The sequence below is a fragment of the Ruegeria sp. CK1 genome (assembly GCF_056536545.1).
Window position 1 is genome coordinate 96,968 of sequence record NZ_JBQFPX010000003.1, and the last position, 17,080, is coordinate 114,047.

15 protein-coding genes are annotated in these 17,080 nt (G+C 55.6%); 6 read left to right on the plus strand and 9 right to left on the minus strand.

Annotated features, from left to right (window positions below):
- Positions 1 to 1,419, plus strand: coding sequence for a dihydrolipoyl dehydrogenase family protein (locus ACR0L3_RS09740; protein ID WP_480745523.1), 1,419 nt, complete (start codon positions 1 to 3; stop codon positions 1,417 to 1,419).
- 71 nt (positions 1,420 to 1,490) lie between these two features.
- Here ACR0L3_RS09740 and ACR0L3_RS09745 read toward each other — a convergent pair whose 3' ends face one another.
- From ACR0L3_RS09745 to ACR0L3_RS09770, 6 genes are all read right to left on the minus strand, one after another.
- Complete coding sequence (locus ACR0L3_RS09745) at positions 1,491 to 2,108, minus strand: ATP-binding cassette domain-containing protein (protein ID WP_480745769.1); 618 nt, start codon at positions 2,106 to 2,108, stop codon at positions 1,491 to 1,493.
- A 22-nt stretch (positions 2,109 to 2,130) separates the two neighbouring features.
- Complete coding sequence (locus tag ACR0L3_RS09750; RefSeq protein WP_480745524.1) at positions 2,131 to 3,843, minus strand: ABC transporter permease; 1,713 nt, start codon at positions 3,841 to 3,843, stop codon at positions 2,131 to 2,133.
- Positions 3,833 to 5,029: an ABC transporter substrate-binding protein gene (locus ACR0L3_RS09755; protein ID WP_480745525.1), complete on the minus strand. Its 1,197-nt coding sequence runs from the start codon at positions 5,027 to 5,029 to the stop codon at positions 3,833 to 3,835. Before ACR0L3_RS09755 ends, ACR0L3_RS09750 begins: the two co-directional genes overlap by 11 nt.
- Positions 5,026 to 5,655: a CDP-alcohol phosphatidyltransferase family protein gene (locus ACR0L3_RS09760; protein WP_480745526.1), complete on the minus strand. Its 630-nt coding sequence runs from the start codon at positions 5,653 to 5,655 to the stop codon at positions 5,026 to 5,028. Before ACR0L3_RS09760 ends, ACR0L3_RS09755 begins: the two co-directional genes overlap by 4 nt.
- A gap of 227 nt (positions 5,656 to 5,882) precedes the next feature.
- On the minus strand, positions 5,883 to 6,443 hold the full coding sequence (locus ACR0L3_RS09765) for a TetR/AcrR family transcriptional regulator (protein WP_480745527.1): 561 nt from the start codon (positions 6,441 to 6,443) through the stop codon (positions 5,883 to 5,885).
- A gap of 96 nt (positions 6,444 to 6,539) precedes the next feature.
- Positions 6,540 to 7,085: a hypothetical protein gene (locus ACR0L3_RS09770; protein WP_480745528.1), complete on the minus strand. Its 546-nt coding sequence runs from the start codon at positions 7,083 to 7,085 to the stop codon at positions 6,540 to 6,542.
- A gap of 199 nt (positions 7,086 to 7,284) precedes the next feature.
- Here ACR0L3_RS09770 and ACR0L3_RS09775 point away from each other — a divergent pair, with 199 nt between their 5' ends.
- From ACR0L3_RS09775 to ACR0L3_RS09790, 4 genes are all read left to right on the plus strand, one after another.
- Positions 7,285 to 7,749, plus strand: a complete 465-nt coding sequence (locus tag ACR0L3_RS09775) for a hypothetical protein (RefSeq protein ID WP_480745529.1) — start codon at positions 7,285 to 7,287, stop codon at positions 7,747 to 7,749.
- A gap of 157 nt (positions 7,750 to 7,906) precedes the next feature.
- Positions 7,907 to 8,806 (plus strand): GlxA family transcriptional regulator, encoded by a 900-nt coding sequence (locus ACR0L3_RS09780; protein ID WP_480745530.1) that lies wholly within the window; start codon positions 7,907 to 7,909, stop codon positions 8,804 to 8,806.
- A 301-nt stretch (positions 8,807 to 9,107) separates the two neighbouring features.
- Positions 9,108 to 9,539 carry a carboxymuconolactone decarboxylase family protein gene (locus ACR0L3_RS09785; RefSeq protein ID WP_480745531.1) on the plus strand — a complete coding sequence of 144 codons (432 nt, stop codon included), beginning with the start codon at positions 9,108 to 9,110 and terminating at the stop codon, positions 9,537 to 9,539.
- A 300-nt stretch (positions 9,540 to 9,839) separates the two neighbouring features.
- Positions 9,840 to 12,626 carry a bifunctional aconitate hydratase 2/2-methylisocitrate dehydratase gene (locus ACR0L3_RS09790; RefSeq protein WP_480745532.1) on the plus strand — a complete coding sequence of 929 codons (2,787 nt, stop codon included), beginning with the start codon at positions 9,840 to 9,842 and terminating at the stop codon, positions 12,624 to 12,626.
- A gap of 69 nt (positions 12,627 to 12,695) precedes the next feature.
- Here the strand turns inward: ACR0L3_RS09790 and ACR0L3_RS09795 are convergent, their stop codons facing one another.
- The 3 genes from ACR0L3_RS09795 to ACR0L3_RS09805 all read right to left on the minus strand — a co-directional run bounded on the left by ACR0L3_RS09795 (position 12,696) and on the right by ACR0L3_RS09805 (position 15,413).
- Positions 12,696 to 13,922, minus strand: a complete 1,227-nt coding sequence (locus ACR0L3_RS09795) for an HlyD family secretion protein (protein WP_480745533.1) — start codon at positions 13,920 to 13,922, stop codon at positions 12,696 to 12,698.
- Positions 13,915 to 14,244 (minus strand): hypothetical protein, encoded by a 330-nt coding sequence (locus ACR0L3_RS09800; RefSeq protein WP_480745534.1) that lies wholly within the window; start codon positions 14,242 to 14,244, stop codon positions 13,915 to 13,917. The genes ACR0L3_RS09795 and ACR0L3_RS09800 overlap by 8 nt, the downstream gene beginning before the upstream one ends.
- Before the next feature lie 278 nt (positions 14,245 to 14,522).
- Positions 14,523 to 15,413 carry a LysR family transcriptional regulator gene (locus tag ACR0L3_RS09805; protein ID WP_480745535.1) on the minus strand — a complete coding sequence of 297 codons (891 nt, stop codon included), beginning with the start codon at positions 15,411 to 15,413 and terminating at the stop codon, positions 14,523 to 14,525.
- Positions 15,414 to 15,517: 104 nt separating this feature from the next.
- Between ACR0L3_RS09805 and ACR0L3_RS09810 the strand changes: the two genes are divergently transcribed.
- On the plus strand, positions 15,518 to 17,068 hold the full coding sequence (locus tag ACR0L3_RS09810) for a proton-conducting transporter transmembrane domain-containing protein (RefSeq protein WP_480745536.1): 1,551 nt from the start codon (positions 15,518 to 15,520) through the stop codon (positions 17,066 to 17,068).
- The last annotated feature ends 12 nt before the right edge of the window (positions 17,069 to 17,080 follow it).

Sequence of the window (17,080 nt, forward strand, 5' to 3'; positions counted from 1 at the left end):
ATGCAACGTTTGAAATGTGATCTCCTTGTCATCGGGGCAGGGTCAGGGGGCTTGTCGGTTGCCGCAGGTGCCAGCCAGATGGGCGCGGATGTGATCTTGCTGGAGGGCCACAAGATGGGTGGCGACTGTTTGAACTATGGGTGTGTTCCGTCCAAGGCGCTGTTGGCCAGTGGTCATATGGCGCATGCCCAGGCCCATGCAGCCCCTTATGGCGTGGGCGCAAACATGCCCGACGTGGATTACGCGGGCGCGAAGGATCACGTGAAAAGCGTGATCGACGCCATTGCTCCCATGGACAGTCAAGAGCGCTTTGAAGGGTTTGGCGTACGCGTCGTGCGCGAGATGGGGCGGTTCGTCTCGGATCGTGAAGTCGAAGCGGGCGAATACCGCATCACGGCGCGCCGCATTGTGATAGCCACAGGCTCTCACCCCTTTGTGCCACCCATCAAAGGATTGGCAGATGTCGACTACCTGACCAATGAGACACTGTGGGAGTTGCGCGAGCAACCCAGCCACTTGGTCGTTATCGGTGGTGGCCCAATTGGTACTGAAATGGCGCAGGCGCACCGGCGTTTAGGCTCCGAGGTTACAGTGATCGAGGCCGGCAAGGCACTGGGTCGGGACGATCCAGAGGCAGCCAACGTCGTCATTGAGGCGCTGAAGGGTGAAGGCATCGAATTTCTGGAGAACACTTTTGCCGATGAAGTGCGGCAGGACGGCGGCGAAATCGTCGTCAGAACCCGCGATGGTGAAGAGATCCGCGGCTCGCATCTTTTGGTTGCCGTGGGGCGCACCCCAAACATCGCGAATCTTGCGTTGTCGAAGGCCGGGATTGAAACCACCCCTCAGGGTATCCGCGTGGATGCCTCGTTGCGGACCTCGAATTCCCGTGTCTACGCGATCGGTGATGTGGCGGGGCAAGGGCAGTTCACGCATCTGGCGGGATACCATGCAGGCGTCATCATCCGTTCTGCTTTGTTTGGATTGCCGTCGAAGGCACGGAACGATCACATCCCGCGGGCGACTTACTCAGATCCGGAATTGTCGCAGGTCGGGCTCACCGAGGCCGAGGCGCGCGAGCAATACGGTGCCAAGCTAGAGATTGCGCGGTTTGACTATGGTCACAACGACCGCGCAATCGCCACCCGTCAGACCCGTGGTTTCATCAAGGTAATGGTTGTAAAGGGGCGTCCGGTTGGGGCGACAATTGTTGGGCATCAGGCCGGTGAGTTGATTGCCACTTGGTCGCTTGCATTGGCAAACAAACTGAAAATGGGTCAGATAGCAGCGATGGTCGCGCCATATCCGACGATTGCAGAACTGAACAAACGGGTCGCTGGCGCGTACTTTTCACCCCGGCTATTCGAAAGCGTTGTTGTCAAAAGGGTTGTTGGGCTTGTTCAGAAATGGCTCCCTTGAACCGGAGGCCAAGGCTGGGAAAGGTCGAGTAGCAAAAGGTCTCGGCCCAACCCACGTTCCGTTGTTTAGCGTCAGAAGTTCTGCGGGGCTGACAATTCAATCACCTCGCCCTGTGCTGCTTCGGCATCTGCGGCATCGTGCGTAACCAACAGAACAGGCAACTGGGCGGCGCGGGCGCGTTCGAATACAAGCGCGCGCATTCTGGTGCGCAAACTGACATCCAGCCGTGAAAAGGGTTCATCCAACAGCAACGCGTCTGGTTCTGCCAAAAGCATCCGCATCAGGGCGACGCGCGCCCGTTGCCCCCCGGACAGAGTGGCCGGGTCGCGTTCGGCAGATGTCTCCAAACCGATTTCCGATAGGGCCGCTTCGATTTTGTCTTGCCGGTTGGCGGTGCCGCGCGGCAATCCAAACCCGACGTTTTGCCCGACGGACAAATGCGGGAACAACAGGTGGTCCTGAAAAAGTATGCCCACCCTGCGTTGTTGTGGCGGCACGTCGTTCAACACGCGCCCGTTTAGGTAGATTGTGCCGTCCAGCCGAAAAGCAGGTGGAAGCGTTCCGGTGATCGCCGCCAGAATTGTTGACTTTCCAACACCCGAAGGGCCCATCAGGCTCAGTACCTTGCCGGGAGCGATTGACGCAGACAAGCGCGTCAGGGGGCGACCATCCGCATGGCTGATCGTCATGTGTTCCAGAACCAACCCCGTGTCAGCCACGCCGCAATCCACCTCTGTTACGAAATGCGAGTCTTGGGATGAACAGCGCAAGTGCAAAAGGCAACCACGCCGTCATGGCCAGCATAAGGGTCCAAACCCCGATGGCTCGGCGATCGCCGCCGGAAAACAATGCCAATGCCTCTGTCGTCAGCGTGTTTATCCGCCCGCCTGATGAAAGAAGCGTTGCCAGGTATTGACCGACCGATACGGACATCCCAACGGCCAACGCAGTCAATATCGGTGCCAGCAGCATCGGCAAACGAATACGCCAAAGAATACCTGTCGCGCCGAAGCCCATTGCTGCCGCGACTGTAGCATAGCGATTGTCCAGGGCTCGAAACGGACCGGCAAGGGCAAGAAATACATAGGGCAATACAAACACCAGGTGGGTCAGCACAACTGGTGCGGCCCCTTGGGCTGCACCGATCTGGATCATCAAAATCTGCAACCCCGGCAAGAACGCTATTTGCGGCAGGATCAACGGCAGATACAGGATTAACAGCCCGGTTGAATTCATCCCGCGACCGCGCCTGTTTTCGGCTTCAAGGCACCCGATCACCAGAATTAGAGCGATGAACGCTGTAGCAAACGCGAGCCCAAGCGTCAGCAGCGTGACGTCTGCCGCTTTTGGACCATGCCGCATCCACGTTGTCAGGTTAAAATCCTGCGGCATCGCTTCGGGAAATCGCCAGCGCCCTGCAAAGGACCAGATCAACTGGTTAAACAAGCCAGCAAAGACCGCAAGGCTGGCCAAGCCAGAGACAGCGAGCCCGAGTGCCCGCAGCACATGTTCGCGCAGTCCCGCGCCACGCTCACCACTATCAACGGCCCGATTGATCAGGGCTGCAACGACCTTCTCGCCGCCGCGCCAGATCATGATTGCACCTGCCACCAAGCCCAGTTGAACCAGTGCCGCAGCCGCCGCTGGAGCCCGCAGTGTCAAATCGGGGTCCGTCATCCAACGCAGAATAAGCATCGACAAAGGTGGGGGACGGGACGGGCCAACGACCATGGCCACATCAACGTTCGACATTGCGTAGGCAAGGACAGCATAAATCGGCAGGCGTATTTGGGTGTAAAGCGATGGCATCACGGCCAAGAACCATCCCCTGACCCTGCCGTAGCCAAGCGCCTGCGTCACCTTCATCCGCTCGGCAGATTTGATCTGCGGCAAAGCGGCAAGCGACATTAGCAATAAAAAGGGCAACTCCTTGATTGTCAGCCCGGCAATCAAGGACCAGCCACCGGGGTCTTGGATAATCAGAATGTCGGGCGGACGGGTCCATCCGGTGAACCAAGGCGACGCCAAACGCGCAATCCAACCCGACGGGGAAATCAGGAATGCCAGGCCAAGCGCAGCAGCCGCATGTGGCACCGACAGCAGCGGGGAAAGCAGGTGTTCCGCCCTGGTGAAGACCCGCGTTCCGTTCCAGCCCGCAATCAACAAAAAGCAGACGACCAAGGCGATGAAGGTCGACAGGATACCGGTTTTGAATGAAAGCCAGATGGCCTTCAATAATCCCGGTTCTGCCCACATCCGCAGCCATGGATCGAAAGAGAGAGAACTCTGACCATCAAGACGCATTCCGCCAAAAGCCGGAACAATTGTGCCCAGTAGTCCAGCACCGATTGGCCCCAGCAGCACTGCGATTGTCAGCGTTGGTGCCAGAGCCCAGCCGACGCCGGGTTTGATCTTAGTTGCCAACACCGTATCGCTCGACCCAGTCTGCTTCGATCTGGGTCATCCAGCTTGGGTGCGGTTCAGGCAGAACCTGGCCCAGTTCGGCTGGCGACAGCGTTGCAACGCCCAGTTCGAGAGCATCGAAAGCAGCGCGATCTTGTTCGGGTAACGCATCCATGTCCAGCACTGTGCCGTAGCCCAAAATCTCAGGGCGCTGCGCGTGCAGCTGTGCCTCGGGGCTGATCAGAAAGTTGGCAACAACCATGGCTCCGGCTTTGGCTGTTGCGTTGTACGGAATTGCAACAAAGCTGGCGTTCCCAAGGGTTCCCCCGTCCAGAACAAAGGTGCGTGCGCTTTCCGGCAATTGCTGGTTTGCGATGGCCGCGGTTGCTTCGCCCGGTGAAAAGCTGATTGCCATGTCAACCTCACCATCGTTGATCAACTGTAACTGGCTGGGTCCGGTTTGCGGATAGGCCCGACCAGACCGCCATAGATTTGGCGTTATCTCTTGCAGCCAGTTCCACAATGGATCGGTCACGTCGGCATAGTTTTCGTCGACCGGCATTTCCAGAACTGAAGGATCCTCGACCAGTTCGATCAGCATCTGTTTGAGGAACGTTGTGCCCAGAAAATCCGGCGGCTGCGGAAAGGTAAACCGACCCGGATTTTCAGCCACCCAATCGCGAATGGCTTCGGCGGATTTAGGCGGTGACGGCAATACCTCGCTGTCATAGATGAACACGACCTGCGCCATTGCCCAAGGGCTTTCGAAACCATCGGTTGGAACAGTGAAATCCGTCGTCACCGTTTTCCCGTCAACATCAACAAAGCGCCAATTCGGCAGATCCTCGGCAAACGCTCCAAACAGCAGGTTAGCCTCTTTCATCGCACTGAAATTGGCGCCGTTGATCCAAATCAGGTCAACCGCACCTTCGGAATCCTTGCCCGCCGATTTCTCAGCGATCACGCGGCTCACGGCATCGGCGGTATCGGTTAGCTTAACGTGTTCAAGCGCTACGCCGTAGTCCTCCTTTACCCGAGAGCCGACCCAAGCGATGAAGTCATTTGTGGTCGTCGATCCGCCCCAAGCATTCCAATACACTGTTTGGCCTTTGGCTTCTTCCGTGACAGCGATCCAGTTGGCCGGGTCTGGGCCGGCCCAGGCTGTACCTGCCAGCGCAGCGAGTGCGGCTGCAATGATGTGTTTCATGGTGCTTCCTTACTTTCGGTGTGACTGAAAACCTGTCTGGCCAGCATGATGCGCGAAGCAGCGGTGATGAAACACACTCCTCCGAATACCCAAGCCATCGGTGCGAACCACGCGGGCCACAGGCAAATCGCGACAAAAAAGGCGATGGTTTCGGAGCCCTCCAAAAGGCCACCCGTGAAGTACAGCGACTTTGAGCCGTGTTTTTGAGATTGCAGGCCGCGCTTTTCTGCCAGAATTGCGAACCCCAGAAAAGTTGCGCCGTTGAAATAAAAGCTTGCAAGCAGCCACGCCCCGGCCGCGGCGTTTGACTCGGAATCGGCCCAAACAAAAGCCAATGGGATCATTCCATAAAACAGGAAATCGCAGGTGATATCGAGGTATCCGCCGAAATCCGTTTTCTGATTGGCGCGGGCGATTGCACCGTCCAAACCATCCGCAACTCGGGACAGAATGATCAGCACAGTGGCAAGCCAAAGCCAATCGATCACAACGGCAATCGCGGCCAACAGCCCGAGGCCCAATCCCAAGAGCGTTACCATATCGGCCGACGCGCCACGAGCGGCGAGGCTGCGCCCGACCGCGTTGAGCGTCGGGTCGATCAGGGGACGGATTCTCGAGTCTAGCATGGGGTTTTGTTGGGTCTGCGGTTGTCAGTTTCGTGGATACATTGGTTGTCTGCTCATGCGTCGTCGTTTGAGGGCCGAGCGTAAAGCACCGAAACTCCTGACGGTTGCAGAACAATGAAGCAACGCGCGGCCAATGACGAAGCAAAAGAGCCGCCGGTCGCGAAAATATGATTGCACCGTCATTACACAGCCAAGAACCGATCCTTGATTGATCGCCCCAAACCTTCTCATGAGTGTATCGCCCGAAGACCAACTTGAACGTATCCATCAATCATCTCTTGCTCTGCGTCCGCGTGCGCGAGGACGAAAAGACCTTGCAACAAACCCGTCAGATAATCCGAAACGGAAGACGCAGATTTTCGGTCAAAACCGGAACGTGTCAAAACAACCAGAAAACGCTCTCTGGTCCGGCGAAAGTGCAGGTTGATTTGTTCCCGGACATCCGGGTCGTTGGCCGTTTCATCGTTGGCCGTGTTTGCCATCAAGCAACCCATTCGGCCTTGTGGTGTCTTGGCGGACGCTGCGATCTGAGTGAACAAACCCGAGATCGCATCAGCGTTTGCGTTTGGCTGGTCCAATTGATCCATGCACGAAACCGCCTGTGTCTGGCGGTAGCGTTGAAGGCATTTCAAAAAGAGCGACCGCTTGTCTCCAAACGTTGTGTACAAACCCTTTCGGCTGACCCCGGTCACCGAAGTCAACTCGTCGTAGGACGCTTCGGAAAACCCTCGTTTCCAGAACAATCGCATCGCCGCATCAAGCGCTTCGTCGGGGTCATATGTTCGCATTCGAGGCATTGCTTTATGATAGAGAACGATCGTTTTCGTTACAAGTAGTGGCTCTGTAAATTGTTCTTGTGCAGGATGTGTCGCGAACTATTTCGCCTAGTTGACGAATATCAAGGGTTCTTCGTAGTGATGTGCGTAGATGATGGCATCCATTACGGTTGATAAGGTATCCAGATCCCACTCAACGGATATCTTCAATTCGACCATCGGGTAGGTTTCAGTCGCGCCCGCCTCAAACCCTTCCACGTGCGTTGTTGTTGTCGAACCGGGCTCGGGCTGTGCAGTTTCTTTCCCAATTGCCGATATGCTCGCATTGCGTTGATACCGACCAAAGCTCAATGGATGAACTTTTGTGTTCTCATCCAGAACATGATCCGTATCTTCCGGCAATGTCTGAACCTCAATGGTCCACACGGGAACAAGTCCACCCGGCTTCGCCTTGTATTCCGCCAATTTATTCAGCCAAAAATCTCCATGTTGTTTCGTGTGAAGTTTGCTCTCTCGCCTCACTTGCACATGACAAGGTCCGGGTTTCTGATCATTTGCGGCAAGCAGCCCCGCGATGAGAACCAGCGCACCACCTGCGATGGTGCGAATAAGTAGAACTTCAGAGAGAACCAAAAACGCCAAAAGCGGTGCCATAGGAACTTTAAGCGCGCAAGAGCGTAGTCTGGCCTGATGATACGCGCTACGCTCCGTCAGCCAAAGTGACTGAGGCGATAGCGAAGGCCAAGCCAAACGTACTCAGTATCAAAATTTCAGATATCGGAATTCCGAATGGATTGCCCAAAACAAACGCAATCGGCACGAGCAGTAGAGACGATAGGGTATCCGCAACGCCGTGGTTGTCACCGGATTTAAGTCCGACGCCTTGCAAGCACGGATCAAGGCATTGCACACCGACGTCGCGATAGAGCTCGCCGTGAATCCGAATTGCAGGCTGTTTGGCAACAGCCATTCCTTGCTTTTGGGACTGCAAGCCGCCAAGACCGACGTTATGGTATTTGACGGGGATTTGCTTCTTGACCCATCCATTCTGATTGAATTCGCAATTGCAACGACAAATGCATTTGCTGTCGAGCCGAGTTCGGTGGACGACTTTGAATGCGCCAAAGCCCCGTGCGAAGCAGATAACCCATTGAAACGGCTGATCGACAAACGTGCGCTGATCCGGGCAGATCTTGAAACCTACCGTTTCGCCAGTGAAGCGATGAGGATCATACACCTCGACAATACGTTGCGCCAGCGGCTCATCGCGACCGCGCGAAGCTTTCTCGATACCCCTGAAAATCGCATCAAAGACTAAGAGTTTCTGTTCACGCTGTTTTTTGAAACTAAACAGATGATAGTTCACCAAAACGGAAAGCGACCGCACCATGATCAACAACAAAAAACGTGCGTTCAGAATTGCATGTCTTGCCGCGCCCGGCGTTCATGCTGGCCCCTTATATGGGGCGATTGAAATGTTTCAGACCGCTAACAGCTGCCGCGTTCAGGACAGACCGCGTATTGAGGCAATGATCGTCAGCGAAGACGGCGCAGCAGTTAAAGCCGTATCCGGGCATCGTGTTGATGTCGATTGTGATCTGGCATCAGTGGGCGCCGTCGATGCGGTTTTCATTCCCGCAATTGCTGCACCATCCGACCGGCCGCCTGTTTCCGATACCTGTGTGTCGTGGCTGCAAGATCAGTTTTCCGACCATGCCATTATCGCCGCCGCCTGTACCGGAGTGCGCTATCTGGCACGAAGCGGATTGTTGGATGGGCAGAAATACACCACCAATCGTGATGCTTTCGACGAAATGCGGCACAGTTTCCCGCAGTCGCAGCTGGAAACCAGCAGGTCACTGGTTGTTGCTGGGCCGGGCCAGCGCTTGATCACGTCGGGGGGAGGCGCGCTTTGGATCGATTTGTCGCTGTACCTGGTATTCCGATTGCTAGGGATGCAAACCGCGACACATTTGGCTCGGCTGCACATGGTCGATTGGTCGTTGGGTTCTGCTTTTCCAGATATGGCATTCGAAGCGCTAAACCATCATTCCGACTACAAGATTCGCCAAGCACAGAAAGTGGTGATCAAAAACTACTACATGTCGGACATTCTGACGCTGGCACGGCAAAGGACCGGTTTGCCCAACCGAACTTTCGAAAGACGCTTTAAATCTGCGCTTGGCATGTCATGCGTGAAATATGTGCAATCCGTGCGCATTGAACGCGCGAAACAGTTTCTCACCACCACCACCGAAGTTGTCGACTCTGTTGCCGAGATGGTCGGATACGCTGATCCAGCTTCCTTTCGTCGGCTCTTTTCCAAAACGGTTGGGATGTCCCCGGGCGAGTACAGAACCAAAAATCGAGCGTGACAATGGGTGGGCCACATGCCCGCCGGGCAGCTAAAGTAAAGCCTCAACGCCACACCAAATGACTGTGACGTTTCCAGCAATGAATTGACAGTTCTGCCACTTCGCGCAGTGCCACAACCCCAGCATGAGTTGAGGGCGAGATCGAGGCGAGCGGTAGCGCGTCAGCAGTGTTACGCAACACGACGCCGGAGCGGGGTATTGTCTCCGATCGGGCCCGGTGCGCCGACAGCTGCAGTTTCGCGATGATCTTTCGCTGAGATCAATACCTGGCCGCTCGGCGGTTCTTCAAAGGAGATACGATATGAAATTGCACACTCTGACCGCACTGATTGCGTTGGCGGTTTTTCCTGTCGCGGCACCAGCGCAAGACAATGCTGCTGAAGCGACCTATGCGGAGATCGAGCAAACCTTTGGGTTCGTTCCAACCTTCATGAAGGAATACCCTGAACACGGCATCCAAGGGGCTTGGATGCTGACTCGTGATTTAGAGCTGAGCGATCAGACGGCTTTGTCTCCGAAGGTGAAGTCATTGATCAACATTGCTGTTGGCGCACAAATACCCTGTCACTACTGTGTGTTTGCCGACACGCAAGCAGCCCTTGCAGCCGGCGCAACAGAGGACGAGATCAAGGAAGCAGTCGCTCAGGCTGCCCTTACGCGTCATTGGTCGACTATGTTGAACGGATTGCAGATCGACTTCGAAGAGTTCAAGACTGAATTCGGCTCAGACTGACCGGCGCCTATTGGGGGCGCATGAAAAGCTAAGAAGAACTCGCGTGCGCCTCTGATCTCCGAGCAGAAGAGGCGCATAGTTTCATGTCGACTCTGCGAGGCAGTCGGCAAACAGGGTAGCTGTGATCTACCCAGCATACTCCATATCGGGAATTGAGAAACGCTGAGCGGGTGCGCGCAGATGGTCTATTGAAACTTTCCCGGAATTAGTATACCGCCGCATACAAATGAGCGTCGGGGCTGGTCAGACTGCCGCCGAACCGGCGTGAAACGTCATCAAAAGCGGATAGCCGGAACAGCCATGAGCCTCTATACAGATTACCTCAGCGAGATCGAAACCCGTAAAGAACAAGGGTTGCACCCCAAGCCTATCGACGATGGTGCTCTTGTGAAAGAGATCGTCGCCCAGATCAAGGATTCAGGGAACGAACATCGTGACGAGTCGCTGAATTTCTTCATCTATAACACGCTGCCAGGTACAACCAGCGCCGCAGGTGAAAAGGCAAAGTTCCTGAAAGAAATCGTTCTCGGCGATGCCGTGGTCCAGGAGATCTCGATCCCCTTTGCATTCGAGTTGCTGTCTCACATGAAGGGTGGTCCTTCGGTCGAAGTTCTGCTGGACTTAGCGTTGGGTGATGACGCAGCGATCGCTGAACAGGCGGCTGAGGTTCTGAAATCCCAGGTCTTCCTCTATGATGCTGACACCGATCGCCTGAAGGCAGCTTATGAAGCTGGCAGCGCAGTCGCGAAGGACATTCTGGAAAGCTACGCCAAGGCAGAGTTCTTTACCAAGCTGCCGGAGATCGACGAAGAGATTGAGATCGTAACCTACGTTGCTGCCGAGGGTGACATCTCAACCGACTTGCTGTCGCCGGGCAATCAGGCGCATTCTCGTGCCGACCGGGAACTGCACGGCAAGTGTCTGATTTCAGAGAAGGCGCAACAGGAAATCCAGGATCTGAAGATCCAACACCCAAACAAGCGCGTGATGCTGATCGCCGAAAAAGGCACCATGGGTGTCGGCTCGTCCCGTATGTCCGGCGTGAACAACGTCGCGCTGTGGACTGGTAAGCAGGCCAGCCCGTATGTTCCGTTTGTCAATTTCGCTCCGATCGTAGCAGGTACCAATGGTATATCGCCGATCTTTCTGACTACCGTGGGTGTGACTGGCGGTATCGGCCTCGACCTGAAGAACTGGGTCAAGAAGGTGGACGAAGACGGCAATGCCATCCTGAACAATGACGGCAACCCCGTCCTTGAAGAGAAGTATTCGGTCGCTACCGGCACGGTTCTGAAGATCAACACCAAAAAGCACAAGCTGCTGAGCGAAGACGGCGACGAACTGGTCGATGTATCCTCGTCGTTCACGCCGCAGAAGGTCGAATTCATGAAGGCTGGCGGTTCCTACGCCATTGTCTTCGGAAAGAAACTACAAACACTTGCTGCCGAGGTTTTGGGCGTCGAAGCACCTTTGGTTTTCGCACCTTCGAAAGAAGTGAGCCACGAAGGCCAAGGTTTGACTGCAGTTGAGAAGATCTTCAACAAAAACGCTGTGGGTACAACTCCGGGCAAGACACTGCACGCCGGTTCGGACGTGCGTGTGAAAGTGAACATCGTCGGGTCGCAGGACACCACCGGCCTGATGACCATGCAAGAGCTTGAGGCGATGGCGGCAACGGTTGTGTCACCAATCGTTGATGGCGCCTATCAATCGGGCTGCCACACCGCATCGGTCTGGGATGCTAAGGCACAAGCCAACACGCCGCGTCTGATGAAGTTCATGAACGACTTCGGCCTTGTCACCGGTCGTGACCCGAAAGGTGTCTATCATTCGATGACCGACGTGATCCATAAGGTGCTGAACGACATCACCGTGGATGACTGGTCGGTCATCATCGGCGGCGACAGCCACACCCGGATGTCCAAAGGCGTGGCCTTTGGGGCCGACTCGGGCACCGTTGCGCTGGCGCTGGCCACCGGAGAAGCCTCGATGCCGATCCCGGAATCGGTCAAGGTGACCTTTAAGGGGCAGATGGCCGAGCACATGGATTTCCGCGACGTGGTGCACGCCACGCAGGCGCAGATGCTGGAGCAACACGGCGACAACGTGTTCCAGGGCCGCGTGATCGAAGTGCATATCGGTACGCTGCTGGCGGACCAGGCATTCACCTTCACCGACTGGACCGCCGAGATGAAGGCCAAGGCTTCAGTCTGTATCTCGAATGACGAGACCTTGATCGGTTCGCTGGAACTGGCCAAGTCGCGCATCCAGATCATGATCGACAAAGGCATGGAGCATGAGAACGGCATGCTGCAAAAGCTGATCAACATCGCCGATGCGCGTATTGCCGAGATCAAGTCGGGTGAAAAGCCCGCGCTGACCCCGGATGACAACGCGAAGTACTTTGCTGAGGTTGTCGTTGATCTGGACCAGATCGTTGAACCGATGATCGCCGACCCGGATGTCAACAACGCTGATATCTCCAAGCGTTACACCCACGACACGATCCGCCCGATCTCGTACTACAATGCCGAAAAGCATGTGGATCTGGGCTTTGTCGGCTCGTGCATGGTGCACAAGGGCGACATCAAGATCGTCGCCCAGATGTTGAAAAACCTGGAAAAGGAAACCGGTAAGGTCGAGTTCAAGGCGCCGTTGGTGGTTGCGGCTCCGACCTACAACATCATCGATGAATTGAAAGAAGAGGGCGATTGGGAAGTTCTCGAGAAATACTCGGGCTTCGAATTCGACGATCTTTTCCCGAAGCAAAAGGCGCGCACCGAGTACGAAAACATTCTGTATCTGGAACGTCCGGGCTGTAACCTCTGCATGGGTAACCAGGAAAAAGCCGCAAAAGGCGACACGGTTCTGGCCACTTCGACCCGTCTGTTCCAAGGCCGTGTTGTGGCGGACGCGCCTGATAAGAAAGGTGAATCCCTGCTAGCATCGACCCCGGTTGTTGTGCTTTCGGCGATCCTGGGCCGTACGCCGAAGATCGAAGAATATAAGGCGGCGGTTGACGGCATCGACCTGACCAAGTTTGCTCCGCCCGTAACGCCGGAAAACACAAAGTCGGCACACTTCTAAACCTTTTTAGGCCGGTTCGACAGTTTCGAACCGGCCTGTATTCTATCTGATTTGGTGTCGGACCACTCGTTAGTTAAACACCAACGTCTTGACTGGTAGCAGGATGGCCTGCGCCCTTAGAACAATGGCGTTTGCGATTCCCATTCCATCGACGATCCGCGCGACAAAGGCAGAGAACCCTGTAATTTCTCCGTTCTCGATTTCTTGCGCGCGGTTTGTATAGGCGACCCCGACGCAGGCGCTGCCTGGTGGGATGTATTCCAAGTGCGCCGGAAAGACCGGCATAAGGAAAGCTGTCACGGTGCCGGGGCGCGCGCGATCCTGTTGATCAACCACCGCATCGCCGGGTCGGAATTGTCCGGCCGCAATGGCCTCTTGTACTTCATCAACTACCATTGGGATAATAACCAGGGGTTTGGCGGGGCAGGTGATTTCCACCAGCATTCCGGGTTTCAGAACACTTACCGAGATTTGTCCGAACGCTGCTACGAAGCGTCCTTGGCCCGTAACATCGGGTACCAGAATACCAGCAGGGCGTAATATCGGGTTCACGATGTCACCCGGTTTCAGAAGAAACTGTATCACGGTGCCATCGACTTCGGCAAAGACAGTGGACTTGTCGATTTCGGCTTCTGCTTCCAGCAGGATGGCACGCGCGCTTTCGCGTTGGGCTGGCAGCAAGGTGCTTTGACGTAGTTTGACCCCATCGAGAGCCGCGATTGCGGCGGCGCGCCGACCATCGGTGAGAGAGACCGCCGTTTGTAAACGCTCAAGTTCTTGTTCGCTGACGGTTGCATCATTGCGCTGAGCCAGCGATTGGCGGCGTTCCAAATCATCTGTGGCTTGACGCAAATCCGCTTCGGCCGCGTCGACCTGGGCCTGAGCAGCAGCAACATCCGTGGCTATAACTCCGAGAGAGGCTTCGATCTCTTCGATGCGTCTTCGGGCGGTTTCGGCTGCGGCCTCTTGACGTGTAGTGTCCAGCCTGAAGATGGCTTGTCCCGCCGTGACGGGTTCATTGTTGCTTACATAGACCTCGGCCACCCGACCACCTCGGTCGGACAAAATCGTAACAGTACGAAAGGCGGCGGACACGTTGCGTGTAGATGGGTGAAAATAGAATATGACCGTAATCAACGCCACGGCCAAAATTGCGCAGGCGGTCAAACCCCAGCGCAACTCGTACCAGATGTTGAAAAGCGTGATTTCGTGGCCCCAACGCTTGCCCTGTTTGTAGCGGCGATACAGGTAGTCCGGTACGATTGTGATCAGGGCTGAGAAGATAAGCTCAAGCATCTGACTTCTCGGCCTCACCATGCAGAGGGAAGACTTCGTGCAAGGGAACCGCGGCAATCAGAATTGCGGCGACCCAGAACGCATTGTTCAGGGTGAACAGCGAGATCAACCCCAATACACCTACCAACTGCATTTGTACCTTGTGCGCTCCGGCGGCCATCCGGTCGGGAATTGCCTGAACCGTGAAATACAGCGCCCCGAAGCCCAGCAGCACAAGTACCAAAAGTATGCCGACTGTGATTAGAAAACCATCGGTTTCACCCGGCGGAGTGACCCAGAACGGAAGCCGGGCCAACGCCTCATCAGAAATAGAGCTGTCCATCCACGCCCCCATTTTCTTAATGACTTTTGGCAATGATACGGGGACATATTCAGTAAAATCAATGTTTTTGCTGAATTGTGGTCATGCTTAAACGCCTGGGTGGCGGTCGCTTCGACCGAACTCAATGCGGTTTTTGGTTGAACAAGCGCTATGGGACGACTAGCGCCGGTGCGTCTATGCCGACCGAAGGACTGGACACCCCGCAGATTTCAGGGCAGCGCCCTGCGGAACCTTGCGATGCATACTCGCGTCTGCGTTTTGAGGCTCAACTAGTTCGATCAGGTCATAAATGCGGAATCTGTGTCCTGTGATAACAGTTCCTGCACCAACGGATTGGGAAAGCGACGACGTAAGGTGACTGCGTAAAAGCTTTCCTTGATGCGTGGGTGCTCTTTCGCTTCAACCAATCGGCCCGAGGTCAGCTCGTCCGTCACGACGATAGGGGCCACAAGTGCAAGCCCAATATCTTCGCGCGCTAAAAGGCGCATCATTGCCATGTCATCGACTTCCGCAGCGACCTGTGGGTGCTCGGACATGCGGCTGGCCATGGCGTCAAATGCAGTGCGCACGCTGTTGTCTGTGGTTGGCAGGATGAAGGGCTGAGTTTGCAGCAGTTCTTTGATTGGTCGTTCAGGATCAAGTCGGGCAGGGGTGCCGACTATGCTTACTGGTTGTTCCGCGATCTGATGGGTTTCAAATGGCGTCAAGCTGTCATTTGGTGGGGGGCGGTTCATCAGGACCAAGTCCAGGTTCAGTGTTTCAAGCCCCTCCATCAATTCAGTCGGACTGCCAGAGCGCAAAATCACTTCGACATCCATGCGCGATAGAATGGGGCGTAAAAATCCAATCTGAAAGTTGCGCGACAATGTCGCCAGAGCTCCGACCCGCAGGGCTTTGCGGGATTGAACCGTCTCGGTCAACGTGGCGACAAGCTCTTGCCCTGTCGAGAAAATTGCATCGGCATGGTCCAATGCAATGCGTCCTGCTTCGGTTAGAAAAAGCTGTCGCCCACGGCGTTCAAATAGATCATGCCCCAGCCGTTCTTCCAGTTGCTTGATCTGAACCGATAAAGCCGATTGCGACAGATTCAGTCGCTGCGCTGTTCGGGTCAGGTTGCCGTCATGGGCAACAGCCCAGAAATACCGCAGGTGATGATAGTTCAGTGGCATATCGTTCTATTTAATAGAACTAAAACCTCATAACAATGAATTTTTAATGGAATAATTTCTGTCCTATTTGACTGTCCCAAACCCATGACTAAGGGATTGTCACGATGCTTTATCTCTACCTACCGCTGCTAAGCCCGCTTATTCTGATTGCCACCGCGATCCATGCAGGGCGTCATCCGGGATTGCGTCCTGGTCGCGTGCCGAAACTGGCCGAACTGGCGGGTCTAGCCACATTTTTGATCTCGGTCTGGGCAGCGGTGATGCTAATGATTAACGGGCCGGGGACCTCGGCCCTGATCGGTCTTTTTGGCGCAGGACTGTCTGTCAGGCTGGATGCGGTCAGCGCCGTTATGATGGCGTTGGTCAGTTTCATTGGTTGGATCGTTTTACGCTATTCGGCCACCTTTATGGACGGCGAAGCACGGCAGGGCATGTTCACAAAATGGATGCTGCTAGCGTTGGCCTCGGTCCTTCTGTTGGTGATGTCGGGCAACCTGATCCAGCTGTTGTTTGCTTGGACGACCACCAGTCTTGCCCTGCACAAACTTTTGTTGTTCTACCCGGAACGTGCCACAGCACAACGCGCTGCCCGCAAGAAAGCGCTTGTGGCCCGGTTGAGCGAAGGCATGTTGGCCGCTGCTGTAGTTCTTCTGGTCACTGCATCTGGAACCACAGATATCCACACGATCCTGACAACGGTACAGGCAAACTGGATGACCGTTTTGGCAGCCTTACTGATCGCTGCCGCAGCTGTACTGGCATCAGCGCAATTCCCAGTGCATGGCTGGCTGACTGAAGTGATGGAGGCACCAACCCCGGTTTCGGCCCTATTGCATGCAGGCGTTATCAACGCCGGTGGCTTTCTTCTGATCCGCTTTGCCGATGTGATGTTGGCCGCGCCCGGAGTGATGGCCCTTTTGGTTATACTTGGGGGATTTACAGCGCTGTTCGGCGGTTTGGTAATGCTGACGCAACCTGCGGTGAAGACCTCTCTTGCTTGGTCCACGATTGCGCAGATGGCCTTTATGGTGATGCAGTGCGGCCTTGCGCTGTTTCCGTTGGCGTTGCTGCATATTGTGGCGCATTCGCTCTATAAGGCGCACGCGTTCCTCAGCGCGGGTGAAGCGGTTCGGAACGTTGCAGCCATTAACCGGCCGGGCCCGATTGCAGTGCCCAGTGCTAGCAATGTTCTGCGAGCCTTTGGTACGGCGATCGTGATTTACGCTCTGGTTGGCACCGTTCTGGGCTTTGATGGCAAGTCGGTTCAGGCCATTGCATTGGGTGTCATCCTGATCTTCGGCGTTGCCTACCTGCTGGCGCAGGGTTTTGCGGATGCCGCGCCGCGTCAGTTGACACAACGTACTGTGGTTTACGCGTTGGTGACTTCGGTCAGCTACTTTGCGCTGCAGGTCATCGCCCTGTACCTGACTGCTGGCACATTGCCCGCCACCCCTGCGCCGGGGCCGCTTGAATGGGCGCTTATCGTGCTGGCCTTGCTTAGCTTTGGTCTTGTGGCCGTGGCGCAGGCTACCTTCCCTCTTTGGGCACCACACCCTGCGGCTGCGGGCCTGCGGGTGCACCTGTCAAACGGCCTCTATGCCAACGCGATTTTCGACAAGCTGCTGGACGGTTGGTCCAAGCGGTCCGCAGCCTGAGAAGGAGCATAT

Bases quoted from the DNA above. Each gene is read 5' to 3' on its own strand.
- ACR0L3_RS09755 (WP_480745525.1), bottom strand. From the start codon at position 5,029: ATGAAACACATCATTGCAGCCGCACTCGCTGCGCTGGCAGGTACAGCC.
- ACR0L3_RS09800 (WP_480745534.1), bottom strand. From the start codon at position 14,244: ATGGACAGCTCTATTTCTGATGAGGCGTTGGCCCGGCTTCCGTTCTGG.
- ACR0L3_RS09745 (WP_480745769.1), bottom strand. From the start codon at position 2,108: ATGACGATCAGCCATGCGGATGGTCGCCCCCTGACGCGCTTGTCTGCG.
- ACR0L3_RS09810 (WP_480745536.1), top strand. From the start codon at position 15,518: ATGCTTTATCTCTACCTACCGCTGCTAAGCCCGCTTATTCTGATTGCC.
- ACR0L3_RS09740 (WP_480745523.1), top strand. From the start codon at position 1: ATGCAACGTTTGAAATGTGATCTCCTTGTCATCGGGGCAGGGTCAGGG.
- ACR0L3_RS09770 (WP_480745528.1), bottom strand. From the start codon at position 7,085: ATGGCACCGCTTTTGGCGTTTTTGGTTCTCTCTGAAGTTCTACTTATT.
- ACR0L3_RS09795 (WP_480745533.1), bottom strand. From the start codon at position 13,922: ATGCTTGAGCTTATCTTCTCAGCCCTGATCACAATCGTACCGGACTAC.
- ACR0L3_RS09805 (WP_480745535.1), bottom strand. From the start codon at position 15,413: ATGCCACTGAACTATCATCACCTGCGGTATTTCTGGGCTGTTGCCCAT.
- ACR0L3_RS09760 (WP_480745526.1), bottom strand. From the start codon at position 5,655: ATGCTAGACTCGAGAATCCGTCCCCTGATCGACCCGACGCTCAACGCG.
- ACR0L3_RS09780 (WP_480745530.1), top strand. From the start codon at position 7,907: ATGTTTCAGACCGCTAACAGCTGCCGCGTTCAGGACAGACCGCGTATT.
- ACR0L3_RS09790 (WP_480745532.1), top strand. From the start codon at position 9,840: ATGAGCCTCTATACAGATTACCTCAGCGAGATCGAAACCCGTAAAGAA.
- ACR0L3_RS09765 (WP_480745527.1), bottom strand. From the start codon at position 6,443: ATGCGAACATATGACCCCGACGAAGCGCTTGATGCGGCGATGCGATTG.
- ACR0L3_RS09785 (WP_480745531.1), top strand. From the start codon at position 9,108: ATGAAATTGCACACTCTGACCGCACTGATTGCGTTGGCGGTTTTTCCT.